Below are 20009 nucleotides of genomic sequence, written 5' to 3' on the forward strand. Positions count from 1 at the left end.
GCCATGACCGAGCAGTTCGTCCAGACCGCGCCGTTCTTCCTCACCGGCATCGGCACGACCCTGCTCTACACGGTGCTGGGCGCCGTTGCGGCGCTGGTGCTTTCGTTCGTCTTCGGCCTGATGTCACTGTCCCGATCGGTCGCGGTCCGCGGCTTCTCCCGGGTGGTCGTCGAGTTCTTCCGCGGCACCTCGCTGGTGATTCAGCTGCTGTGGATCTTCTTCGTGCTCCCGCAGCTGGGCATCCGCTTCGAACCGATCGCCGCGGCCACCATTGCCTTCGGGCTCAACTTCGGGGCCTACGGCGCCGAGATCGTGCGCGGCGCGGTCACGGCGGTCCCCAAGGCGCAGTGGGAGGCGACGGTGGCACTGGGCCTCGGCCGTATGCGCCGGATGCGTCGCGTCATCCTGCCGCAGGCGCTGCCGGAGATGATCCCGCCGTTCGGCAACCTGTGGATCCAGATCCTGAAGAGCTCGTCGTTGCTGTATCTGATCGGCATCACCGAACTCACCTATGAGGTCAAGCAGCTGCAGTTCGACATCGGCAGCCTGGCGGCGTTCAGCATCGCGTTGGTGGTCTACTTCCTGATCGCCCAGCTGCTGGTGCTGGTCGTCCGGTGGGTCGAGAAGCGCGCCGCCGCCCGGGTGGGCCGCGGCGGCAAGGCGGTCGTGATCGAGCAACCGCAGGCGGTGAGTGCGTCGTGAACGAGACCGAGCGGCGGCTGTGGAACTGGGACTACACCTGGGAGGTCCTGCCCGAGCTGGCCAAGGCCTTCCTGAAGTTGACGCTGGGCATCACCGCGGCCGCCGCGGTGGTCGCGATCCTGCTGGGCCTCGTCTTCGCGCTCGGCCGGCGTGCCGGCGCGCCGTGGATCTCGTGGCCGACCTACTGGGTGGTCGAGTTCATCCGCAGCACCCCCATCCCGATCCAGCTGTTCTTCGTGTATTTCGGCCTTCCGGTCGTCGGCGTGCAACTCAGTGCGCTGGTCACCGGCATCGCGGTCCTCGGTGTGCATTACGCCGCCTACATGTCCGAGGTGTACCGCGCCGGCATCGAAGCCATTCCGAAGGGGCAGTGGGAGGCGTGCACGGCGTTATCGCTGTCGCCGCAACGGACTTGGATCGGCGTCATCCTGCCCCAGGTGATCCGGCGGATCATCCCCTCGACGGGTAACCAGATCATCGCGCTGTTCAAGGAGACGCCGTTCCTCATCGTCATCGGCGTTGCGGAGATGGTCACGGTGGCCAACCAATTCGGCGGTCAGAACTACCGCTACATCGAGCCGATCACCGTCGCGGGCCTGATCTTCCTGCTGGCCAGCTACCCCACGTCGGTCCTCATGAGAAGACTGGAGACGCGCCTTGCCCGCTGAAGAATCCACCGCGACCACCGAGCCGATGATCCGGTTCGACAACGTGGTCAAGCGTTTCGGACCCAAGACCGTCCTGGACGGCATGAACTTCTCCATCGCTCCCGGGGAACGGGTCACGCTGATCGGACCGTCCGGCTCCGGTAAGACCACGATTCTGCGGCTGCTGATGACCCTCGAACGGGTCAGCGACGGCGTCATCTGGGTCGACGGGGAACCGCTGACCCATGAGCGCAAGGGCGACCGCCTCGAGCCCGCCTCGGAGAAGTATCTGCGCAAGGCGCGGCAGCGGATCGGGATGGTCTTCCAGCAGTTCAATCTGTTCCCCAACATGACGGTGATCGAAAACGTCATGGAGGCACCGGTTTCGGTGCTGGGCCTGAGCAAGGACGAGGCGCGTGCCCGCGGCACCGAGCTCCTCGACAAGGTCGGCATGGTCGACTTCGTCGAGTCGCACCCGACCCGGCTCTCCGGCGGGCAGCAACAGCGCGTGGCCATCGCGCGGGCCCTGGCGATGGAACCGGACATCCTGCTGCTCGACGAGGTGACCTCGGCGCTGGACCCCGAACTGGTGGTCGACGTGTTGGGGGTGCTGCGGGAGATCGCCGAGACCACCGACATCACCATGCTGATCGTGACGCACGAGATGCACTTCGCCCGTGACGTCTCGCACCGGGTGATGATGTTCGACCAGGGCGTCATCATCGAGGACGGGCCGCCGTCGAAGATCTTCAACGACCCGGACAACGACCGCACCCGCACCTTCCTCAAGGCGGTCCTCGAGGAGCGCTGAGCGCGGCCCGCCCCTGCGACGGGCGGTGAGGGCTTGGGCCGAGAAACATATATGTGCTATGCATATTTGGTGTTCCCGTCGCGCTATGACCATCTCGACGAACTGCTGACGCGCATCTTCACCGCCCGGCAGCGTCCCGAATGGCGCCGCCGCGTCCTCGACAGCACCGACTCGGTGCGGGCGGCCTCCACGGTCCGCGTGCTGCGGGCCGTCGAGCGGCGGGCGCTGGGCGGCGCCGCCGCCTCCATCAGCGACGTGGCCGACGATCTGGCCGTCGAGCACTCCACCGCGAGCCGCACCGTGTCGTCGGTGGTGGCCGCCGGCCTGCTGACGAAGACCCCCGCCGCCGACGACCAGCGCCGCTCCCTGCTGGTGCTCACCGACGTCGGGCGCAAGACGCTCGCGCAGGTGACCGCGCGCCGCCGGGACATGGTCACGGCCGTGGTCGCCGACTGGCCCGACGGCGAGGTCGACACCCTGGTGACGCTGCTGGACCGACTGGCCGACGATTTCGAACGAGGTGTTGACCCTTGACCGCCGCTTCCGCACCGCTACCCGCCCGCGGGGCGCTCGGTCTGATGTTCGACCGGGTGTTCGGGACGTTGTTCTGGGGCAAGGTCCTCTCGGTTGTCGGGGTGTGGACACACGGCATCGTCGCCGCCATCGTCATGTACGAGGCGACGAAGTCGGCGCTGATGGTCGGTCTGGTCGGCGTGGTGCAGTTCGCCCCGCAGCTGATCCTGAGCCCGATCACCGGCAAGTGGGCCGACCTGGGTAACCCCGCCCGGCAGATCCTGCTCGGCCGGGTCTTCTGTGTGGCCGGTTCGGCGTCGATCGCGATCTGGTTCGCCATCACGCCCGAGTCGGCGGACAGCACCAGCGCCGCGATGCCGATCCTGCTCGGCACGCTGCTGGTGGGGCTCGGGTTCGTGATCGGCGGGCCCGCGATGCAGTCCATCGTGCCCAGCCTGATTCGGCCCGGCGAACTGTCGACGGCGATGGCACTCAACAGTCTTCCGATGACCGCGGGCCGGGTGGCCGGTCCCGCCCTCGGCGCCTATCTGGCGGCGCACCTGGGTCCCTCGGCGGCGTTCACGTTCAGCGCCGCCCTGCACCTGATCTTCGCGATCTTCTTGATCCTCGTGCGGTTCCCGGCCCCGCCCGCACGGATCCCGGACGCCGACTACCGGGTGCGCGCCGCGTTGCGCTATGTCTGGCGCGATCGCCCGCTGCTGCTCGGCCTGATCGCCGTGGGCGCGGTCGGCTTCGCCGCGGATCCGTCGATCACGCTCACCCCGGCGATGGCCGACCAACTCGGTGGCGGTGCACAGCTGGTCGGGACGCTGTCCGCGGCGTTCGGGATCGGCGCGGCGCTGAGCATGTTGGTGTTGGCCGTCATGCGGGGCCGGGTGCGTTCGGTCTGGGTGTCCTCGATCGGGTTGTTTCTGCTCGGCGCCGGCTGCGTTCTGCTGGCCGTGAGTTTTGTCACTGCGGCGGCGCTAATCGGATTCGTGCTCGCGGGGGTGGGCTTCGGCGCAGCGATGACGGGACTGAGCACCGTGGTGCAGGAACGCGCTCCCGAGGACCTGCGCGGCCGGATCATGGCGCTGTGGCTGGTGGGCTTCCTGGGGTCCCGGCCGTTCGCCGCGGCGATCCTGGGCGGGGCGGCCGACGGACTCGGTGTGCAGGTGGCATTCCTGATTGCCGCGGCGTCGGTGCTGCTGGTCGCGATGCTGGCCCGGCCCGGCGCGCTCAGCGGCCCGCTGCCGACCCGCAACGACGAGAGCGGGCCGGTCGCGGCCCGAAACGACGAAATCGGGCCGCAAGCGGCCCGATCTCGGTGAATTGTGCGCCGTCAGGGTTTCGAACCCCGGACCCGCTGATTAAGAGTCAGCTGCTCTACCAACTGAGCTAACGGCGCGTTTGGTGCGAGAGCGACAATAACAGGCGAAGGCGCGCTCCACGAAATCAGCTACCCCCGACCGGTATGCTCGGGGTCGCGACGCCGTGGTCGCAGACGGGCATCGAAGCCCTTAGACTATTGCCAAGATTGGCGCAGGCCCCGTTTGTGAGGTGTACGTATTTATGTGGCAGGTCCGTTCTGCGACCCGTCCGCACGGCTATCGATCCTGGTGGGCAGTGTTGTTGCTGCTGCCCGCTCTGGTGCTCAGCGCGTGTAGTGCCGGCTCCGAGACCGCTCCGTCGGAGCGCATCGCCGACAAGGGCACGCCGTTCGCCGATTTGCTGGTGCCCCGGGTCACCGCTTCCTTCGCCGACGGCGCGGTGGGCGTCCCGGTGGACAAGCCGGTGACCATCACCGCCTCGGCGGGCGTGCTGGACTCGGTGGTGATGACCAACGAGAGCGGCACCGTCGTCGAGGGCAAGCTCAGCTCTGACGGTCTGACCTGGGAGACCGCCGAGCCGCTCGGCTTCAACAAGACCTACACGGTCAACGCCCGTTCGTTGGGTCTCGGCGGTGTCACCACCCGGCAGTTGACCTTCGAGACGCACTCGCCGGACAACCAGACGATGCCCTACCTGATGCCCAACGACGGTCAGACCGTCGGCGTCGGGCAACCCGTCGCCATCCGCTTCGACGAGAACATCCCGAACCGGGTGGCCGCCGAACGCGCCATCAAGGTGACCTCCGACCCGCCCGTCCAGGGTGCGTTCTACTGGCTGAACAATCGCGAAGTCCGTTGGCGCCCAGCCGAATACTGGAAGCCGGGCACCACCGTCGAGGTCGAGGTCAACACCTACGGGGTGGATCTCGGCGACGGCCTGTTCGGGCAGGGGAACGCCAAGACGAAATTCACCATCGGCGACGAGGTCATCGCCACCGCCGACGACAACACCAAGACGCTGACCGTGCGGGTCAACGGCGAGGTGGTCAAGACCATGCCGATCTCGATGGGCAAGAACAGCACCCCGACGCCGAACGGCACCTACCTGGTCGGCGACCGGTACGAGCACCTGGTGATGGACTCGTCCACCTACGGGGTGCCGGTGAACTCGCCGAACGGGTACCGCACCGAGGTCGACTTCGCGACGCAGATGTCCTACAGCGGTATCTACGTGCACGGCGCGCCGTGGTCGGTCGGAAGTCAGGGCTACGACAACGTCAGCCACGGCTGCATCAACGTGAGCACCAGCAACGCGCAGTGGTTCTACAACAACACCAAGCGCGGCGACATCGTCGAGGTGGTCAACACCGTGGGGGACACGTTGCCGGGCACGGATGGCTTGGGCGACTGGAACATTCCGTGGAAGCAATGGCAGGCCGGTAACTCCAGCGCCTGATCGTGGGTCGGCCGGATTCGACATGGTCGGGTGCGGCCACGATCGGGTGTGGCAAGGTAGCTGCGATGGGTCTTCGGGGTTTCAGCGCGCTTGCGGTATTCGTGTTGGCGGCCCTGCTGGGTCTTGCGCCGCCGGCTGCCGCCGCATCTGAGCCCGAGCCCGCGCCGGAACCGGTGCGAGTGGCCGTGCACACCCTCGAACCGTTCGTCATGGAAACCAGCGCCGGCGAGCTGACGGGTTTCAGCATCGATTTGTGGAACGAGATCGCCAAACGGCTGGACTGGACCACCGAGTACCTCCAGACCGACGGCGTCGGGGGACAGCTGGCCGCCGTGGCCGATCGCCGCGCCGAGGTCGCCGTCGGCGCGATCTCCCTGACCGCCGACCGAGAACAGCATTTCGACTTCACCCAGCCCACTCTCGACGCCGGGCTGCAGATCATCGTGCCCGTGCACGACACCCGCCCGTCGGTGCCCGGCCTGGGCGGGTTCCTCGACCTGTTGTTCTCGCGCACCATGCTGATCTGGCTGAGCGCCGCTGTCGTCGTCAGTGTGGTTCCCGCACATGTCTTCTGGCTCATCGAACGCCGCAGCGCTGAACCGGTCGTGTCGCGGGCCTACTTCCCGGGTATCGTCCAGTCGTTCGGCTGGGGCATCGGCTCGCTGGTTGGCTCGACGACCACGCGGGCGACGAAGACCATCACCAAGGGGCTGGCGATCCTGTGGGGATTCGCGGCGATCGTGTTCGTGTCGTTCTATTCGGCCAACCTCAGCGCCACTCTGACGGTCGCCAAACTCGACGCGAAGATCACCGGCCCCGCGGATCTCTACGAGAAGTCCGTGGCGACGGTCGCAGACACCACGGCGGCGTTGTTCCTGCGCGACCTAGGGATCGCGGCGACCGAGACCCCCACCATCGAGGACTCGTATCACCTGTTGCGCGAAGAGGGTTATGACGCGGTGGTGTTCGACGCTCCCGTGCTGCGCTACTACGTGGCCCACCGCGGTGAAGGTGTGGCCGTGACCGCGGGGCCGATCTTCCAGGAGGAGAGCCAGGGGTTTGTCGTCCATTTCGACAGCCCGCTGCGCAAACCGATCAATCAGACGCTGTTTCGGATGCGTGAAGACGGCACCTACAACCTGATCAAGGAGAAGTGGTTCGGCGACACGGTCGCCACCGCCGCCGAGAATACGAACTGAGCCGCTTCCGTTGCGGGTCTGTGTTCTGGCGGGTGCATCGAATTTGCCGGCGCAGGTTACGCTGACGCTTGGCGTCTACGCAAGGAAACATGCACATGGTCAGAAAACTGTCCGACCCGGTGATTCTGGCCGAGCTGGAACCGATTGCCGAGCGCAATCTCAACCGGCACCTGTCGGTGACCACGGACTGGAACCCCCACGACTATGTGCCCTGGGAACGGGGGCGCGATTTCGCGGCGCTCGGCGGGCAGGACTGGGCCGGGCCGGACTCGCAGCTCAGCGCCCTTGCGCAGGCGGCGATGATCACCAACCTGCTCACCGAGGACAACCTGCCCTCCTATCACCGGCAGGCCGGCGCGTACTTCTCCATGGACGGCGCCTGGGGGACCTGGGTCGGGCGGTGGACGGCCGAGGAGAACCGGCACGGCATCGTCATCCGCGACTATCTGCTGGTCGCCCGCGGTGTCGATCCGGTGGTGCTCGAGCAGGCGCGCATGGAGCACGTGACCAACGGCTTCGGGCCCACCGCCGAGGAAGAGGAACAGCACCCGACCGACTTTCTGCTGTCGATCGCCTACGTCACGTTCCAGGAACTCGCCACCCGCGTCAGCCACCGCAACACCGGCAAGGTCTGCAACGACCCGGTCGCCGACCGCATGCTGCAGCGGGTCGCCGCCGACGAGAACCTGCACATGATGTTCTACCGGGACATGTGCGCCGCGGCGCTCGACCTCGCGCCCGATCAGGCCCTGGAGGCCGTCGCCAGCGTGGTGGAGAACTTCCGCATGCCCGGGCAGGGCATGCCCAACTTTCGACGGAACGGCGTCTTGATGGCCAAGCACGGCATCTACGACCCCCGCCAGCATCTCGACGAGGTCGTCCGGCCGGTGCTGCGCAAGTGGCGCATCTTCGACCGTGACGACTTCACCGCCCGCGGCGAACAACGCCGCGAACAGCTCGCCACCTTCCTGGAAGGCCTTCAGCGCCAGGTGATCAAGTTCGAGGAACAGCGCGACCGACTGCTGGCGCGCGAGGCCCAGCGCAGAGAGGCGCCGGCGGTCTGAGCTGAGATGCTCTGCGGGGCGGGCCCGCCTGACATGTCATAATCCACCGGTTAGGTGATGACGATGTAGGAAACCGGTGTGAATCCGGCGCGGTCCCGCCACTGTCATCGGGGAGCGAACCTCAACTGCCACGGCGCAAGCTGGAAGGCGAGGCGAGCGGCGATCCGAGAGCCAGGACACTCGCGTCATTGCATCCTGCTACCCGGGGCGGTGTACCCCGAGAAAGCCGTGTAAGACAGTGTCTTTCACAGCCTGGAGCGATCGTCGATGACCGCCCCGATCTACCTGGCCGCCCCTCCGGAAGTCTGGTCCGGTCTGCTCTCGGCCGGGCCGGGGGCCGGCCCGTTGCTGGCCAGCGCGGGCGCCTGGACCGCCCTGAGCGCCGAGTACGCCGAGGTTGCCGCGGAGCTGACCGCGTTGCTGGGCAGCGTGAGCAGCGGCGCATGGGAGGGCCCCAGCGCCACAACCTATGTCGCGGCGCACGCGCCGTACCTCGCGTGGTTGGCGCAGCAGAGCGCCGACAGCGCGGTGCGCGCGGCCCAGCAGGAAACCGCCGCGGCGGCCTACACGACCGCCCTGGCCGGCATGCCGACCCTGGCGGAACTGGCCGCCAACCAGGCCACGCGGGCGGTTCTGGTGAGCACCAACTTCTTCGGCGTCAACACCATTCCGATCGCGGTCAACGAGGCCGACTACGCCCGGATGTGGGTGCAGGCCGCCACCGTGATGAGCGTCTACGACGGTGTCGCCACCACCACCCTGAGCAGCGCTCCGGAAATCGTTGCCGCACCGGAGATCCTGGCCGCACCCTCGATGGCCACCATGTCACAGGCCGCCGAGTCCGAGCCGCCGCCGGACAAGACCAACGACTACCTGGACTGGTTCGACCAGATCGGTTACACCGACTTCTATTACGAGGTCCTCGATCCGCTGATCCAGGGGCTGAACAACAACCCCTTCATCGCCGATCTGTTCGCCGGCATCGATCCCTACCTGCCGTGGACCGGCAACCCGCTGAGCTTCTTCCACCCGTTCAATCTGGCTTTCGCACTGGGCTATCCGATGGACATCAGCCAGTACGTCGCCTACCTGTCGCAGACCGCCGGCTTTGTCCTGGCCGACATCGGCATCGCGTTCGCCTCCGGTAACCCCACGGCCATCGCCTACACCCTGCTGTTCGGGGCCGGGGCGATGTTCGTGGCCATCACCACCGACACCATCGCGTTGTTGAAGACGACGCTGCAGCAGGTGTTGCTGGTGGCGCTGCCGGTGTTGCTGCCGATCCTGGCCACGGTGGCCGCCGGTGCGCCGCTGGCCGCCGGCGGCATGCTGGGCGCGGCCGGCCTGGCGGTCGGGCTGCAGAACGCGCTGCCGGTGATCCCCATGGCACCGCCCCCGCCCACGCCCGTGGCCCTCGCGCTGGCCCCGACGCCCGCACCCGCGCCGGTTCCGTCGTCGGCCTCGGTGCCGGCGCCGTCACCGGCCCCGGCGGCCCCGGCCCCGCCCGCGCCCGGCCCACCGCCGCCGACCGCATCACCGCCGACCGTGGGGAACATGGATGCCTTCGGCTACCTCGTCGGTGGGCTGGCGGCGGGCGCCAAGCGGGGCGCGAGCAACCGCAGCCGCAACCGACGCCGGGCCCCGGAGGTCGAGGACGCCGACACCCCGGCCGCCGCACCCGCGGTCGAGGAGGAAAAGGAGCAGCAGAAGGCGCGCCGGCGCCGGGCTCAGACGCAGCAGTTGGGCCGCGGTCACGAGTACATGGACCTGGAACCGGACGCGACGCCGTCGGAGCGGGGCGCGGGCACGATGGGGTTGAGCGGGACCGCGCCCCGAAAGTCGGCACCACCGCCGACCGGGTTGACCACCGTCGCCGCCGATGCCTTCGACGGCACCGTGACCACACCGATGCTGCCGGGCACCTGGGGCGACGCCCGGGACTGAGTGGCCGCCCGCGCACGCGGGAAAGCGCGGGCACGGGGGAGACCCAACGAAAAACACCGCCGCCCCGGCAGATTGCCGGGGCGGCGGTGTTCTCTTCGGGGTGGCTGACGGGACTCGAACCCGCGACCCCCAGGATCACAACCTGGTGCTCTACCAACTGAACTACAGCCACCATTGCTGCCTGGCCGGGCGGACCCGCTTGCGCAGCGTGGTCGATCTTAGCCGGTCGAGTCCTCGACAGCCGAATCGGTTTGGCCCGGCGGCCCGAGTTCGGCCGCGACGGCCGCGATGTCGCTGGTAGAAGGCCCGGGCTGCGGGACGAACGCGGTGCTGCGGTAGTACTTCAACTCGCGGATCGACTCGTGGATGTCCGCCAGCGCCCGGTGCGCCAGGCCCTTTTCCGGCTGACCGAAGTAGATCCGCGGATACCAGCGCCGGCACAGCTCCTTGATGGAGCTCACGTCGATCATCCGGTAGTGCAGGTAGTCGTCGAGGGCGGGCATGTCGCGGCTGATGAAGCCGCGGTCGGTGGCAATCGAGTTGCCGCACAACGGCGCCGTCTTGGCCTGTTTGACGTGCTGCTTGATGTGGTCGAGCACCATCTGCTCGGCGGTGGCCACGTCCACCGTGGAGGCCCGGACCTCGTTGATGAGCCCGGAGCGCGTGTGCATCTGGGTGACGACGTCGATCATTCCGGTCAGCGCGGCCTCGTCGGTATGGATCACCACATCCAGACCGTCGCCGAGGATGTTGAGCTCGGCGTCGGTGACCAACACGGCAATCTCGATGAGTCGGTCGGACTGCAGATTCAGCCCCGTCATCTCGCAATCGATCCACACCAATTCGTCACGCACAGCGATCAACAGTAGGCCCCCCGCGTCGTTCACGTGTGATCCGTCCCCCGACAGCCCGTCGCAGGTGACGACCGGGCAAGTAATGTCGTGGGTTGCTGGACCCCGGACACTTGGCGAGAGGACTTCGGCTGTGAGCACGCAATCCACCGGGACTGGATCGGCGATGACCCCTGCCCAACACATTGCCGGCGGCTACGCGGTGGACGGGGCAGCGCTCGAGTTGGGCTCGGTGATCGTCGACGGCACCGTGGATCCCAAGGCCCGGGTGCGCATCCCGCTGGCGACCCTGAACCGGCACGGCCTGGTGGCCGGCGCCACCGGCACCGGCAAGACCAAGTCGCTGCAGGTGATGGCCGAGCAGTTGTCGGCTGCGGGCGTCCCGGTGCTGATGGCCGACGTCAAGGGCGACCTGTCGGGCCTGTCGAAGCCGGGCGAACCGGGGGAGCGGGTCACCCAGCGCGCCACCGACACCGCCGACGACTGGACGCCGACCGGGTTCCCGGTCGAGTTCCTGTCGCTGGGCACCTCCGGAATCGGGGTGCCGATCCGCGCCACCATCACCAGCTTCGGGCCGATTCTGCTGTCAAAGGTGCTGGACCTCAACCAGACCCAGGAATCCACATTGGGTCTGATCTTCCACTGGGCGGACCAGAAGGGTCTGCCGCTGCTGGACCTCAAGGATCTGCGCGCGGTCATCCAGTACCTGATCAGCGACGAGGGCAAGGCCGAGCGCAAGGCCCTGGGCGCGGTGTCGACCACCACCGCCGGGGTGATCCTGCGCGCGCTGGTCAACCTGGAGGCCGAGGGGGCCGACACATTCTTCGGCGAGCCTGAACTGGATCCCGCGGACCTGATGCGCGTCGACGCCCAGGGCCGCGGCATCATCACGCTGCTGGAGCTCGGCAACCAGGCCACCCGACCGGTGATGTTCTCCACCTTCCTGATGTGGGTGCTGGCCGACCTGTTCACCTTCCTGCCGGAGGTCGGCGACATCGACAAACCCAAGCTGGTGTTCGTCTTCGACGAGGCGCACCTGCTGTTCTCCGACGCGTCCAAGGCGTTCCTCGAGCAGGTCGAGCAGACCGTCAAGCTCATCCGCTCGAAGGGCGTCGGCGTGTTCTTCTGCACGCAGCTGCCCACCGACATCCCCAACGCGGTGCTGTCCCAGCTGGGCGCGCGCGTGCAGCATGCGTTGCGCGCCTTCACCCCCGACGACCAGAAGGCGCTGTCGAAGACGGTGCGCACCTACCCCAAGACCGAGGTGTACGACCTCGAGGAGGCCCTGAAGTCGCTGGGGACGGGCGAGGCGATCGTCACGGTGCTCTCCGAGAAGGGCGCGCCGACGCCGGTGGCCTGGACCATGATGCGCGCGCCGCGGTCGCTGATGGACACCATCGGCAACGACGCCATCGCCGCGGCCGCCCGCGCCAGCACGCTGCAGGCCGAATACGGCCAGACCGTGGACCGGGACTCGGCCTACGAGCGGCTGATGGCCAGCATCGCCCCGCCCGCCCAGGACGAGCTGCCGCCGGTGCCCACCGGGATCGAGATCCCGCCGATGCCCGCGCCGGCCGCCCCACCCGAGCCCGGGTTCTTCGAGAAGATGATGGACAGCCCGGCCTTCAAGAGCGCCATGCGGTCCGCGGGCACCGTGATCGGCCGCGAGATCACCCGCAGCATCTTCGGCACCGGACGTCGCCGCCGCCGGTAGGGCGCGGTCGGCCGTCGCTACTCGCCGCCGAGTTTCTTGTAGACCGCCCCGACGATCGGCGCGACGATGCTGCGCGGCGCGTAGCCGGCGGCCACCGACATGGCCTTGGAGGTCAGGCCCGGCACCACCCGCATCCGGTTGCGCTCCAGCGCATCCAGGGACACCTTCGCGGTGTACTCGGTGTTGATCCAAAGGAAATCCGGGATCACCTTCTCGACCAGCGACCGCTCTTCCGGGTCCGGCAGTTCGGTGCGCACCGGGCCCGGCGCCAGGACCGTCACGTGGATGCCGGCCTTCTTCAGCTCACCGCGCAGCGACTCGCTGAAAGTGTTCGCAAAGGCCTTGCTGGCCGCGTAGGTGGCGTTGTTGGGAATCGGGGAGTTCCCGGCGGCCGAACCTGAGGTCAGGATGCCGCCGGCGCCGCGCTCGACCATGCCGGGCAGCACCGCGAGCGTAAGGTCGTGCACCGCAATGACGTTGAGCGCCACCTGGGCCTGCTCGGCGGCCGGATCCAGCTCGGCGACCGGCCCGAAGGTGGCGGTGCCGGCGTTGTTGCACAGAATCGAGATGTTGCGGGAGCGCAACTCGTCGGCCAGTTCTCCGCGTTGCCCGGCGTCGGTGAGGTCCACCGCCCGGACCTCGACGGTCACTCCGTAGCGATCGGTGAGGCGCGCGGCGAGGTCGGCGAGCACCTCGGCGCGGCGGGCGGTGACGATGAGACTGTGTCCGCGGGCGGCGAGTTCGGCGGCCAGCGCCTCACCGATGCCCTGCGAGGCGCCGGTGACGACGGCGCGGGCATCCGGACTGGGTGGGGGAACGGGCATGCGGTCATGGTACGAGGGACGGATCGGCCGAATGGTCCCGGACCCGTAGAGTGCCGACCATGACGCAGCCCCCGGCCCCGGCAAAATCACGGGTCGCGGCCTGGGCGTTGTGGGATTGCGGGTTCGTCGGCCTCAATGCGATTGTCGTCACCTTCGTGTTCTCGGTCTACCTGACCGAGTCGGTGGGCGAAGGCATGCCCGGCGGGGCGTCCCCGGCCAGTTGGCTGGGGCGGGCGCTGACCGTGGCGGGCCTGACCGTCGCGATCCTGGCGCCGGTGACCGGGGTGTGGGTGCAGGCCCCACATCTGCGCCGTCGGGCGCTCACGGTGCTGACCGGACTGGCCGTGCTGCTGACCGCGGCGATGAGCCTGATCCACGACGACTCGTCGTATCTGTTCGCCGGCCTGGTGTTGTTGGCCGCGACCGCCGCGTGCGGGGACCTGGCCGGGGTGCCGTACAACGCGATGCTGCGGCAGCTCTCCACGCCGGCGACCTCCGGCCGGATCTCCGGACTGGGTTCGGGGGCAGGCTATTTCGGCAGTGTGCTGCTTTTGCTCATCGTCTACCTCGGGTTCATCATGGGCGACGGACCCACCCGCGGCCTGCTCGATCTGCCCGTCGAGGACGGCTTCAACGTCCGCATGGTGATGCTGGTCGCCGCGGCGTGGTTCGCGCTGTTCGCCGTGCCTCTGTTGCTGACCGCCCAGCACATCACCCCGCTCACCCCCGAACCGCCGCCGTCGATCGGCCTGTTCGGCGCCTACCGACGGGTCTGGGCCGACCTGCGGATGGAGTGGGCGCGCGACCGCAACCTGGTGTACTACCTGCTGGCCAGCGCGGTCTTCCGGGACGGGCTGGCCGGCGTCTTCACCTTCGGCGCGGTGCTCGGCGTCAAGGTCTACGGCATCTCGCCGGCCGACGTCCTGATCTTCGGGATGGCCGCCCTGGTGATCGCGGCGACCGGCGCGGTGCTCGGCGGCCACGTCGACGACCGGGTGGGCGCCAAACCCGTCATCGTCGGTTCGCTGGCGGCCATGGTCGCGGTCGGTCTGGTCATGCTGGCGTTGTCGGGGCCCACGGTATTCTGGGTCTGCGGGCTGACGCTGTGTCTGTTCCTCGGGCCCGCCCAGGCCGCGGCGCGCAACCTGCTGTTGCGGATGTCGGCCGACGGACGCGAGGGCGTGGCCTTCGGGCTCTACACCATGACCGGGCGCGCGGTGTCCTTCCTGGCGCCGTGGCTGTTCTTCCTGTTCGTCGACGCCTTCGGCACCGACCGTGCGGGACTGGGCGGCATCCTGGTGGTGCTGGTGGCGGGCCTGACCGGAATGTTGTTCGTGCGCACACCGGGCCGCTACCGGGCCGACGGGCCGCCCGAACAACCGCGGGCCCAGACCGCCGAACGCGACCGCTGAGTCAGCGCGTCCCGACACACATGGTGAGACCCGAACCGGTGCGCTGCTGCACCTGCTGACCGTCGACGGTGACCGAGCAGGTCACCTCACGGTCGAAGGTCAACACCGTCACGCTCGCCGTGCTGGACGCGGGAGCGCTGAGGGTGACCTGCTTGCTCCACGGCAACGCGACGTTGAACTCCATCTGCATCAACGCACCCGAGTCCACATAGGTGATGCTGATCGCCCGGCCCTCACCGGTGACGCTGTAGACCACGGTTTCGGTGGCCCCCGACGGCGCGGTGGTGGTCGGCGATTCGGTCGTCCGCGGCGGGGGGACGACGGGCCGCGTGGTGGTGGGCGTGCGCGTGACGGTCGGCGGCGGGTTGGTCGCGGTCGGCTCGGGCAGCGGCGGCAACGGCGCCACCGCCCGGTCCCGCTCGGAGGTGCCGTTGGCGATCACCATGGCCACCACCAGACCGATCACCAGCAGCACTGCGCCGCCGGCCAGCACCCACAGCCAGCGCGGCGAACGCGGGGGCTCCGGGGGTGGCGGGGGCGGCGCGTCGCCCGACGGCTGGTGCTGGGTCTGCGTCCAGTACGGCGGCAGCTCACGGGTCGCGTCCGGCGGCGGGGTGTAACTGGGGTAGCTGAACTGCCCCGCGTACGCAGGATCGGTGTACGGGGGATTCCGGTCACCCAACGGCTCGGTCGGAGGTGACCAACCGGGCTGGTTCGGGTCGGACCCATAGGGTCGCCGGGGATCGCTCATGCCCACCTCATGAGTGCAGGCTACCCGCGGGCCGGAAGTGCCGAGGATCGTGCCGGAATCCGTGAGTCGCGTCATCCCCCGTTTGCCGTGCGGCCGCCGCGGGTAGCGTGCGGATCAGACCGAGGACGAGGAGTGATGGCTGTGCGGGCGCAGGTACGCGCGATCTACGGCGCTTCGCTGTCCCCTGACGCCACCGCGTTCGCCAACATCGTCGACGACGGCGGTTATCCCCGCGCGGTGCAGCGCTTCCTGCGCGGCTGGCGGGCCAGTTCCTCGCGCGACGTCGAACTTCCGGTCGAGGGCCCGGTCACCCGGGTCATCCACTCGCCCGACGGGCACTGGCTGGCTTGCGAGGTCGCCCCCGACGGACGGGAGCGCACGCAGATCTGGGTGGTGACCACCGATCCCGACGACCGGGACGCGCGCCGCATCGACGCCTGGAGTACGCAGACCGACGACAGCAGCGAGGGCACCGCCGAGCTGATCGGATGGGACGGCACCCGGGTGTCGGCCATCCTGACCGGTGAGGACGGGGTCGGGCTGTCCTGCCTGATCGATCCCCGCACCGGTGCCCGGGAGGTGTTGGACCGGCGTTCCGCGGGCCGGCTGGTGGACTCCTGGGCGGGTTCGGCGCTGATCCGGGTGGGCCCGCGCGGCTATCGAGAGCTGTTGATGCTGCACGGAAACACCGAAATCGCCTTGCTCCCTTACGATCCGGGTTCCGTCACCGATGCCGGGGTGATCCTGGACGACCACATGCCGCGGCGGTTGCGGCACGGCGCCGACAGCGATGCCATGCAGCTGTATTACCCCGCCAAGGAGTACGGTCCGGACAGCACCGAGGGCTTCGTGCGCGCACTCATCCGCAGCGACAACGGCACCACGCACGCGCGGTTGCTCGAGGTGACCGTGACCGCCGACGGGGTGTCCTATCACGTGGTGGCCGAGCGGCCGGGCTTCGAACTCGACGAATTCGTCATCAGCGACGACCTCTCCACCGTGGCGCTGCTGTGGAACCTCTACGGCTGCAGCGAGTTACAGATCATGCGCTACACCGACCGGATGCTCAGCGACCCGATCCCGCTGCCTGGCCTGGTCGCCGGCGAGCTGTCCATCAGCGCGGGCGGGGCGATGGTGGCCCTGACCGTGCAGAGCCCCTCGCAGCCGCGCACGGTCGAACTCGTCGACACCCGCACCCTGGAGTGGGAGCCGGTGGACCGGGCGCCCATGTCCGGCCCCGTCGGTACTACGCCCACGCTGGAAACCTTCGCCGCCCGAGACGGTCTGACCATCACCGGGTGGCGGTACGCGCCCCCGCCGGGGGTGCACGACGCGGGGGCGTTCATCTACCTGCACGGCGGGCCGGAGGGGCAGTCCCGGCCCGACTACAACGAGATCTTCCCGCTGTTGTCGGACGCGGGGATCACCGTCTTCGCGCCGAACGTACGGGGCTCGGGGGGACTGGGCCGGGAGTTCATGCACGCCGACGATCGCGAGAAGCGGTTCGCCGCGATCGACGACGTCGCCGACTGCGTCAAGTACCTGGTGTCGTGCGGCTATGCCGACCCGTCCCGGATCGCGTGCGGCGGGTGGTCCTACGGCGGCTATCTGACGTTGGCCGCGCTGACGTTCCACCCCGAGTTGTTCGCGGCCGGGGTGAGCATCTGCGGCATGAGCGATCTGAACAGTTTCTATCGCAACACCGAGGCGTGGATCGCCGCGGCGGCCTATCCCAAATACGGGCATCCGGTCAGCGATTACGACTTGTTGGAGAGTCTTTCGCCGCTGCCGCGGGCCGACGCACTGATCGCGCCGCTGTTACTGATCCACGGCGGAAACGACACCAATGTCCCGGTGAGTGAGTCCGAGCAGATGTACGAGGCTTTGCTGGAGCGCGGGCGAACCGTGCGGTATTTGCTGTTCGAGGACGACGGCCACGAGATCGCCAAACGGGAGAACCGGGCGCGCATGGCCGACGAGGTGCGCAGCTGGCTGGGCATCGCCTTCTCCCGCCCGCCGGGCGCCTAGTCCAGCCGGTATGACGAAATTGTGATGTTTGGAATATCAACGTCCGGGTAAACCTCTGTCCGCCGGAGAGTCGAGCGAACGGAGGGTTCACATGCGAATACTCACCGTTGTTGCAGTGGTATGGATGTTGATCGGAGCATTTGCGACCTTCCAGCGCGGGTATTTCGAGAACAGTGAAACCAATTGCGCCAGCGCGGGGACCATTGCTTTGACGGTTCTCGCGGGGCCATTGAATTACGCCGGTGTCAATCCGAAAGTAGAGGGGTGCAGATTGCCGCAACCCAGCCCATAGTCTTTTGAATTTCGAGATCCGACTAATCGAACGGAGTCAACCATGATTGTCCTGGGAATCATTCTGCTCATCCTCGGATATGTGCTGAGCATCAGCATCCTGACCACGATCGGCATCATCCTGCTGGTGATCGGCGCCGTGCTGTGGATCCTCGGTGCCGTCGGTCGCCCGGTGGGCGGTCGAAAGTACTGGTATTAGCCAGTAGCCAGCGCGGCGAGCGTCATCGCTCGCAGCACAGCCCGCGTGCGCAAGCCGGCCGGTTTCCCACCGGCCGGCTTTGTGCTGTACGGGGTCGAGTTCATCAGACCGAAGGCGGCGTGCGCCATCACCCGGGCCTCGTCCTCGTCGAGAGCGCCGTCGAGGTCGCGCAATACCCGCACCCAGATCTCGACGTACTGGCGCTGGCTGCGGCGCACCTGTCGCGCCGCGGCCGGCGGGAGGTGAATGAGGTCGCGGTCCTGGATTCGGATCAGGTCCGGCTCGCCGAGGGTGAAGTCGAGGTGAAAATCGACCAGTGCCGCCAGCGCGGCTCCGGCGTCACCGGCCGCGTCGTCGACCACCGCCCGGCCGCCCGCCAGCAGTCGGGTGCTGATCTCCACCAGCAACTCGACCAGCAGCGCTTCCTTGTTGGGGAAGTGCCGGTAGATCGCCGGCCCGCTGACGTCGGCGGCCGCCCCGATGTCCTCGAGACGCACCGCCAGGAAGCCGCGCTCGGCGAACTGGCGCTCGGCGGCGGCCAGAAGCTGGGAGCGGCGGTCGGATTTCCGCCGGGAGCGCCGGTTGGTCACCGGTGCATCCGCATCCGATGCGGGGGGCACGGGCATCGGCCTCCTGGGGTGGGTCTGGACCTTTGAGTTAATGACGACTAACATACCACGAGTTAGTCGTCATTAACTCAATTGATGGGACGCGCGATGGCACTTGCGACCTCGAACCGCGACGAGCATCTGGCTCTGGTCGCGCAGCTGCGATCAAAGCTCGCCGCCGTGGCGTTGGGCGGTTCCGAGCGCGCCCGGCAGCGACATGTCGAGCGGGGCAAGCTGCTGCCGCGCGAGCGCGTGGACGGCCTGTTGGATCCCGGCAGCCCGCTGCTGGAGGTCGCGCCGCTGGCGGCCGACGGCATGTACGACGACGAGTCGCCGGGGGCGGGCATGATCGCCGGGGTCGGCCGCGTCTCGGGCCGGGAATGCATGATCGTGGCCAACGACGCCACCGTGAAAGGCGGCACCTACTACCCGATCACGGTCAAGAAGCATCTGCGGGCCCAGGAGATCGCCCTGGAGAACCGGCTGCCGTGCATCTACCTCGTCGACTCCGGCGGGGCCTTCCTGCCCCGGCAGGACGAGGTGTTCCCGGACCGTGAGCATTTCGGCCGCATCTTCTACAACCAGGCGACCATGAGCGCCGCCGGCATCGCGCAGATCGCAGCGGTGCTCGGCTCGTGTACCGCCGGCGGCGCCTACGTTCCCGCGATGAGCGACGAGGCCGTCATCGTCCGCAACCAGGGCACCATCTTCCTCGGCGGTCCGCCGCTGGTGAAGGCCGCGACCGGGGAAGTGGTCAGTGCCGAGGACCTCGGCGGCGGCGACCTGCATTCCAAGGTCTCCGGGGTCACCGACCACCTGGCGCACGACGACCGCGACGCGCTGCGCATCGTCCGGCGCATCGTCTCCACGCTCGGCCCGGTCTCCGCGCCGCCCTGGGAGGTGCGGCCCACCGTGGCGCCGATCGCCGACCAGAACGAGCTCTACGACGTGGTCCCGGTCGACTCCCGGGTGCCCTACGACGTACGCGAAGTCATCACCCGCATCGTCGACGGCGGCGAATTCAGCGAGTTCAAGGCCGAATACGGCACCACCCTGGTCACCGGCTTCGCCCACATCCACGGCCATCCCGTCGGCATCGTCGCCAACAACGGCGTGCTGTTCGGCGAATCGGCGCTCAAGGGAGCGCATTTCATCGAACTGTGCGACAAGCGCCTGATCCCGCTGGTGTTCCTGCAGAACATCGCCGGCTTCATGGTGGGGCGCGACTACGAGGCCGGCGGTATCGCCAAGCACGGCGCCAAGATGGTCACCGCCGTGGCCTGCGCGCGGGTGCCCAAGCTCACCATGGTCATCGGCGGCTCCTACGGCGCCGGCAATTACTCGATGTGCGGTCGGGCCTACTCGCCGCGCTTTTTGTGGATGTGGCCCAACGCGCGGATCTCGGTGATGGGCGGCGAGCAAGCCGCCTCGGTGCTGGCCACCGTGCGCGGCGACATGAGCGCCGAGGAGGAGGAAGCGTTCAAGGCGCCCATCCGCGAGCAGTACGAGCACCAGGGCAACCCCTACTACTCCACCGCCCGCCTGTGGGACGACGGGGTCATCGACCCTGCCGACACCAGAACCGTTCTTGGCCTTGCCCTTTCAGCTGTCGGTAACGCACCGGTCGAACCGGTGTCCTACGGCGTGTTCCGGATGTGAGAACC

At 68.1% G+C, this 20009-nt stretch carries 19 protein-coding genes, 2 tRNA genes and 1 riboswitch; of the genes, 15 read left to right on the forward strand and 6 right to left on the reverse strand.

The genetic code is table 11. From position 1 onward, the window contains the following. Positions 1-3 precede the first annotated feature (3 nt). From ehuC to R2K23_RS07705, 5 genes are read left to right on the forward strand one after another with little or no spacing between them, the layout of a single operon-like run. Positions 4-702 carry an ectoine/hydroxyectoine ABC transporter permease subunit EhuC gene (gene ehuC, locus R2K23_RS07685; protein WP_316515752.1) on the forward strand — a complete coding sequence of 233 codons (699 nt, stop codon included), beginning with the start codon at positions 4-6 and terminating at the stop codon, positions 700-702. Next, complete coding sequence (gene ehuD / locus R2K23_RS07690) at positions 699-1370, forward strand: ectoine/hydroxyectoine ABC transporter permease subunit EhuD (RefSeq protein WP_316515754.1); 672 nt, start codon at positions 699-701, stop codon at positions 1368-1370. Before ehuC ends, ehuD begins: the two co-directional genes overlap by 4 nt. A gap of 25 nt (positions 1371-1395) precedes the next feature. Then, complete coding sequence (gene ehuA / locus R2K23_RS07695) at positions 1396-2160, forward strand: ectoine/hydroxyectoine ABC transporter ATP-binding protein EhuA (protein ID WP_316517123.1); 765 nt, start codon at positions 1396-1398, stop codon at positions 2158-2160. 51 nt (positions 2161-2211) lie between these two features. Continuing rightward, the gene (locus R2K23_RS07700; RefSeq protein WP_316515756.1) at positions 2212-2694 is read left to right on the forward strand and encodes a MarR family winged helix-turn-helix transcriptional regulator; all 483 of its coding nucleotides are present in this window, start codon (positions 2212-2214) and stop codon (positions 2692-2694) included. 44 nt (positions 2695-2738) lie between these two features. Next, positions 2739-4004, forward strand: a complete 1266-nt coding sequence (locus tag R2K23_RS07705; RefSeq protein ID WP_396893551.1) for an MFS transporter — start codon at positions 2739-2741, stop codon at positions 4002-4004. 4 nt (positions 4005-4008) lie between these two features. Here R2K23_RS07705 and R2K23_RS07710 read toward each other — a convergent pair. Then, positions 4009-4081 (reverse strand) — tRNA-Lys (locus R2K23_RS07710). Between the two features lie 164 nt (positions 4082-4245). Here R2K23_RS07710 and R2K23_RS07715 point away from each other — a divergent pair. The 4 genes from R2K23_RS07715 (at position 4246) to R2K23_RS07730 (ending at position 9667) form a co-directional block, all read left to right on the forward strand. Next, positions 4246-5460: a L,D-transpeptidase gene (locus R2K23_RS07715; protein WP_316515758.1), complete on the forward strand. Its 1215-nt coding sequence runs from the start codon at positions 4246-4248 to the stop codon at positions 5458-5460. 65 nt (positions 5461-5525) lie between these two features. Beyond that, a complete protein-coding gene (locus tag R2K23_RS07720) occupies positions 5526-6659 on the forward strand; it encodes a transporter substrate-binding domain-containing protein (protein WP_316515761.1) in 1134 nt (377 codons plus the stop codon). Between the two features lie 95 nt (positions 6660-6754). Beyond that, a complete protein-coding gene (locus tag R2K23_RS07725) occupies positions 6755-7723 on the forward strand; it encodes an acyl-ACP desaturase (protein WP_316515762.1) in 969 nt (322 codons plus the stop codon). Between the two features lie 14 nt (positions 7724-7737). After that, positions 7738-7925: riboswitch (cobalamin riboswitch) on the forward strand. A gap of 65 nt (positions 7926-7990) precedes the next feature. Beyond that, on the forward strand, positions 7991-9667 hold the full coding sequence (locus tag R2K23_RS07730; RefSeq protein WP_316515764.1) for a PPE family protein: 1677 nt from the start codon (positions 7991-7993) through the stop codon (positions 9665-9667). A 99-nt stretch (positions 9668-9766) separates the two neighbouring features. On the opposite strand, the gene R2K23_RS07735 is transcribed toward R2K23_RS07730, so the two are convergent. Together R2K23_RS07735 and orn are read right to left on the reverse strand one after the other, a co-directional pair. Beyond that, positions 9767-9839, reverse strand: a tRNA-His gene (locus R2K23_RS07735). A gap of 46 nt (positions 9840-9885) precedes the next feature. Then, the gene (gene orn, locus R2K23_RS07740; RefSeq protein ID WP_316515766.1) at positions 9886-10521 is read right to left on the reverse strand and encodes an oligoribonuclease; all 636 of its coding nucleotides are present in this window, start codon (positions 10519-10521) and stop codon (positions 9886-9888) included. A gap of 163 nt (positions 10522-10684) precedes the next feature. Between orn and R2K23_RS07745 the strand changes: the two genes are divergently transcribed. Next, positions 10685-12232, forward strand: a complete 1548-nt coding sequence (locus R2K23_RS07745) for a helicase HerA-like domain-containing protein (protein WP_316515768.1) — start codon at positions 10685-10687, stop codon at positions 12230-12232. Between the two features lie 17 nt (positions 12233-12249). On the opposite strand, the gene cmrA is transcribed toward R2K23_RS07745, so the two are convergent. Then, positions 12250-13056 (reverse strand): mycolate reductase, encoded by an 807-nt coding sequence (gene cmrA / locus R2K23_RS07750; RefSeq protein WP_316515770.1) that lies wholly within the window; start codon positions 13054-13056, stop codon positions 12250-12252. Between the two features lie 59 nt (positions 13057-13115). On the opposite strand from cmrA, the gene R2K23_RS07755 reads away from it, so the two are divergent. After that, positions 13116-14468, forward strand: a complete 1353-nt coding sequence (locus tag R2K23_RS07755) for an MFS transporter (RefSeq protein ID WP_316515772.1) — start codon at positions 13116-13118, stop codon at positions 14466-14468. Between the two features lies 1 nt (position 14469). On the opposite strand, the gene R2K23_RS07760 is transcribed toward R2K23_RS07755, so the two are convergent. Continuing rightward, positions 14470-15219, reverse strand: a complete 750-nt coding sequence (locus R2K23_RS07760; RefSeq protein ID WP_316515775.1) for an MmpS family transport accessory protein — start codon at positions 15217-15219, stop codon at positions 14470-14472. 135 nt (positions 15220-15354) lie between these two features. On the opposite strand from R2K23_RS07760, the gene R2K23_RS07765 reads away from it, so the two are divergent. From R2K23_RS07765 to R2K23_RS07775, 3 genes are all read left to right on the forward strand, one after another. Next, a complete protein-coding gene (locus R2K23_RS07765; RefSeq protein ID WP_316515777.1) occupies positions 15355-17247 on the forward strand; it encodes an alpha/beta hydrolase family protein in 1893 nt (630 codons plus the stop codon). 91 nt (positions 17248-17338) lie between these two features. Further along, the gene (locus R2K23_RS07770) at positions 17339-17539 is read left to right on the forward strand and encodes a hypothetical protein (RefSeq protein WP_316515778.1); all 201 of its coding nucleotides are present in this window, start codon (positions 17339-17341) and stop codon (positions 17537-17539) included. A 42-nt stretch (positions 17540-17581) separates the two neighbouring features. Further along, on the forward strand, positions 17582-17737 hold the full coding sequence (locus R2K23_RS07775) for a DUF6131 family protein (RefSeq protein ID WP_170217432.1): 156 nt from the start codon (positions 17582-17584) through the stop codon (positions 17735-17737). On the opposite strand, the gene R2K23_RS07780 is transcribed toward R2K23_RS07775, so the two are convergent. Further along, a complete protein-coding gene (locus R2K23_RS07780) occupies positions 17734-18363 on the reverse strand; it encodes an SACE_7040 family transcriptional regulator (protein ID WP_316515782.1) in 630 nt (209 codons plus the stop codon). The genes R2K23_RS07775 and R2K23_RS07780 overlap by 4 nt on opposite strands. A gap of 90 nt (positions 18364-18453) precedes the next feature. On the opposite strand from R2K23_RS07780, the gene R2K23_RS07785 reads away from it, so the two are divergent. Continuing rightward, positions 18454-20004, forward strand: a complete 1551-nt coding sequence (locus R2K23_RS07785) for a carboxyl transferase domain-containing protein (RefSeq protein WP_316515783.1) — start codon at positions 18454-18456, stop codon at positions 20002-20004. The last annotated feature ends 5 nt before the right edge of the window (positions 20005-20009 follow it).

It is taken from the genome of Mycolicibacterium sp. MU0050 (assembly GCF_963378085.1).
Lineage (GTDB): Bacteria > Actinomycetota > Actinomycetes > Mycobacteriales > Mycobacteriaceae > Mycobacterium > Mycobacterium wendilense.

What these genes read in the sequence shown, in the direction of transcription:
- R2K23_RS07765 (WP_316515777.1), top strand. Translation starts at nt 15,355, where the DNA reads ATGGCTGTGCGGGCGCAGGTACGCGCGATCTACGGCGCTTCGCTGTCC.
- cmrA (WP_316515770.1), bottom strand. Translation starts at nt 13,056, where the DNA reads ATGCCCGTTCCCCCACCCAGTCCGGATGCCCGCGCCGTCGTCACCGGC.
- R2K23_RS07770 (WP_316515778.1), top strand. Translation starts at nt 17,339, where the DNA reads ATGCGAATACTCACCGTTGTTGCAGTGGTATGGATGTTGATCGGAGCA.
- R2K23_RS07700 (WP_316515756.1), top strand. Translation starts at nt 2,212, where the DNA reads ATGTGCTATGCATATTTGGTGTTCCCGTCGCGCTATGACCATCTCGAC.
- R2K23_RS07745 (WP_316515768.1), top strand. Translation starts at nt 10,685, where the DNA reads ATGACCCCTGCCCAACACATTGCCGGCGGCTACGCGGTGGACGGGGCA.
- R2K23_RS07705 (WP_396893551.1), top strand. Translation starts at nt 2,739, where the DNA reads ATGTTCGACCGGGTGTTCGGGACGTTGTTCTGGGGCAAGGTCCTCTCG.
- R2K23_RS07720 (WP_316515761.1), top strand. Translation starts at nt 5,526, where the DNA reads ATGGGTCTTCGGGGTTTCAGCGCGCTTGCGGTATTCGTGTTGGCGGCC.
- R2K23_RS07760 (WP_316515775.1), bottom strand. Translation starts at nt 15,219, where the DNA reads ATGAGCGATCCCCGGCGACCCTATGGGTCCGACCCGAACCAGCCCGGT.
- ehuA (WP_316517123.1), top strand. Translation starts at nt 1,396, where the DNA reads ATGATCCGGTTCGACAACGTGGTCAAGCGTTTCGGACCCAAGACCGTC.
- R2K23_RS07780 (WP_316515782.1), bottom strand. Translation starts at nt 18,363, where the DNA reads ATGCCCGTGCCCCCCGCATCGGATGCGGATGCACCGGTGACCAACCGG.
- R2K23_RS07730 (WP_316515764.1), top strand. Translation starts at nt 7,991, where the DNA reads ATGACCGCCCCGATCTACCTGGCCGCCCCTCCGGAAGTCTGGTCCGGT.
- R2K23_RS07775 (WP_170217432.1), top strand. Translation starts at nt 17,582, where the DNA reads ATGATTGTCCTGGGAATCATTCTGCTCATCCTCGGATATGTGCTGAGC.
- R2K23_RS07755 (WP_316515772.1), top strand. Translation starts at nt 13,116, where the DNA reads ATGACGCAGCCCCCGGCCCCGGCAAAATCACGGGTCGCGGCCTGGGCG.
- ehuC (WP_316515752.1), top strand. Translation starts at nt 4, where the DNA reads ATGACCGAGCAGTTCGTCCAGACCGCGCCGTTCTTCCTCACCGGCATC.
- R2K23_RS07715 (WP_316515758.1), top strand. Translation starts at nt 4,246, where the DNA reads ATGTGGCAGGTCCGTTCTGCGACCCGTCCGCACGGCTATCGATCCTGG.
- R2K23_RS07725 (WP_316515762.1), top strand. Translation starts at nt 6,755, where the DNA reads ATGGTCAGAAAACTGTCCGACCCGGTGATTCTGGCCGAGCTGGAACCG.
- R2K23_RS07785 (WP_316515783.1), top strand. Translation starts at nt 18,454, where the DNA reads ATGGCACTTGCGACCTCGAACCGCGACGAGCATCTGGCTCTGGTCGCG.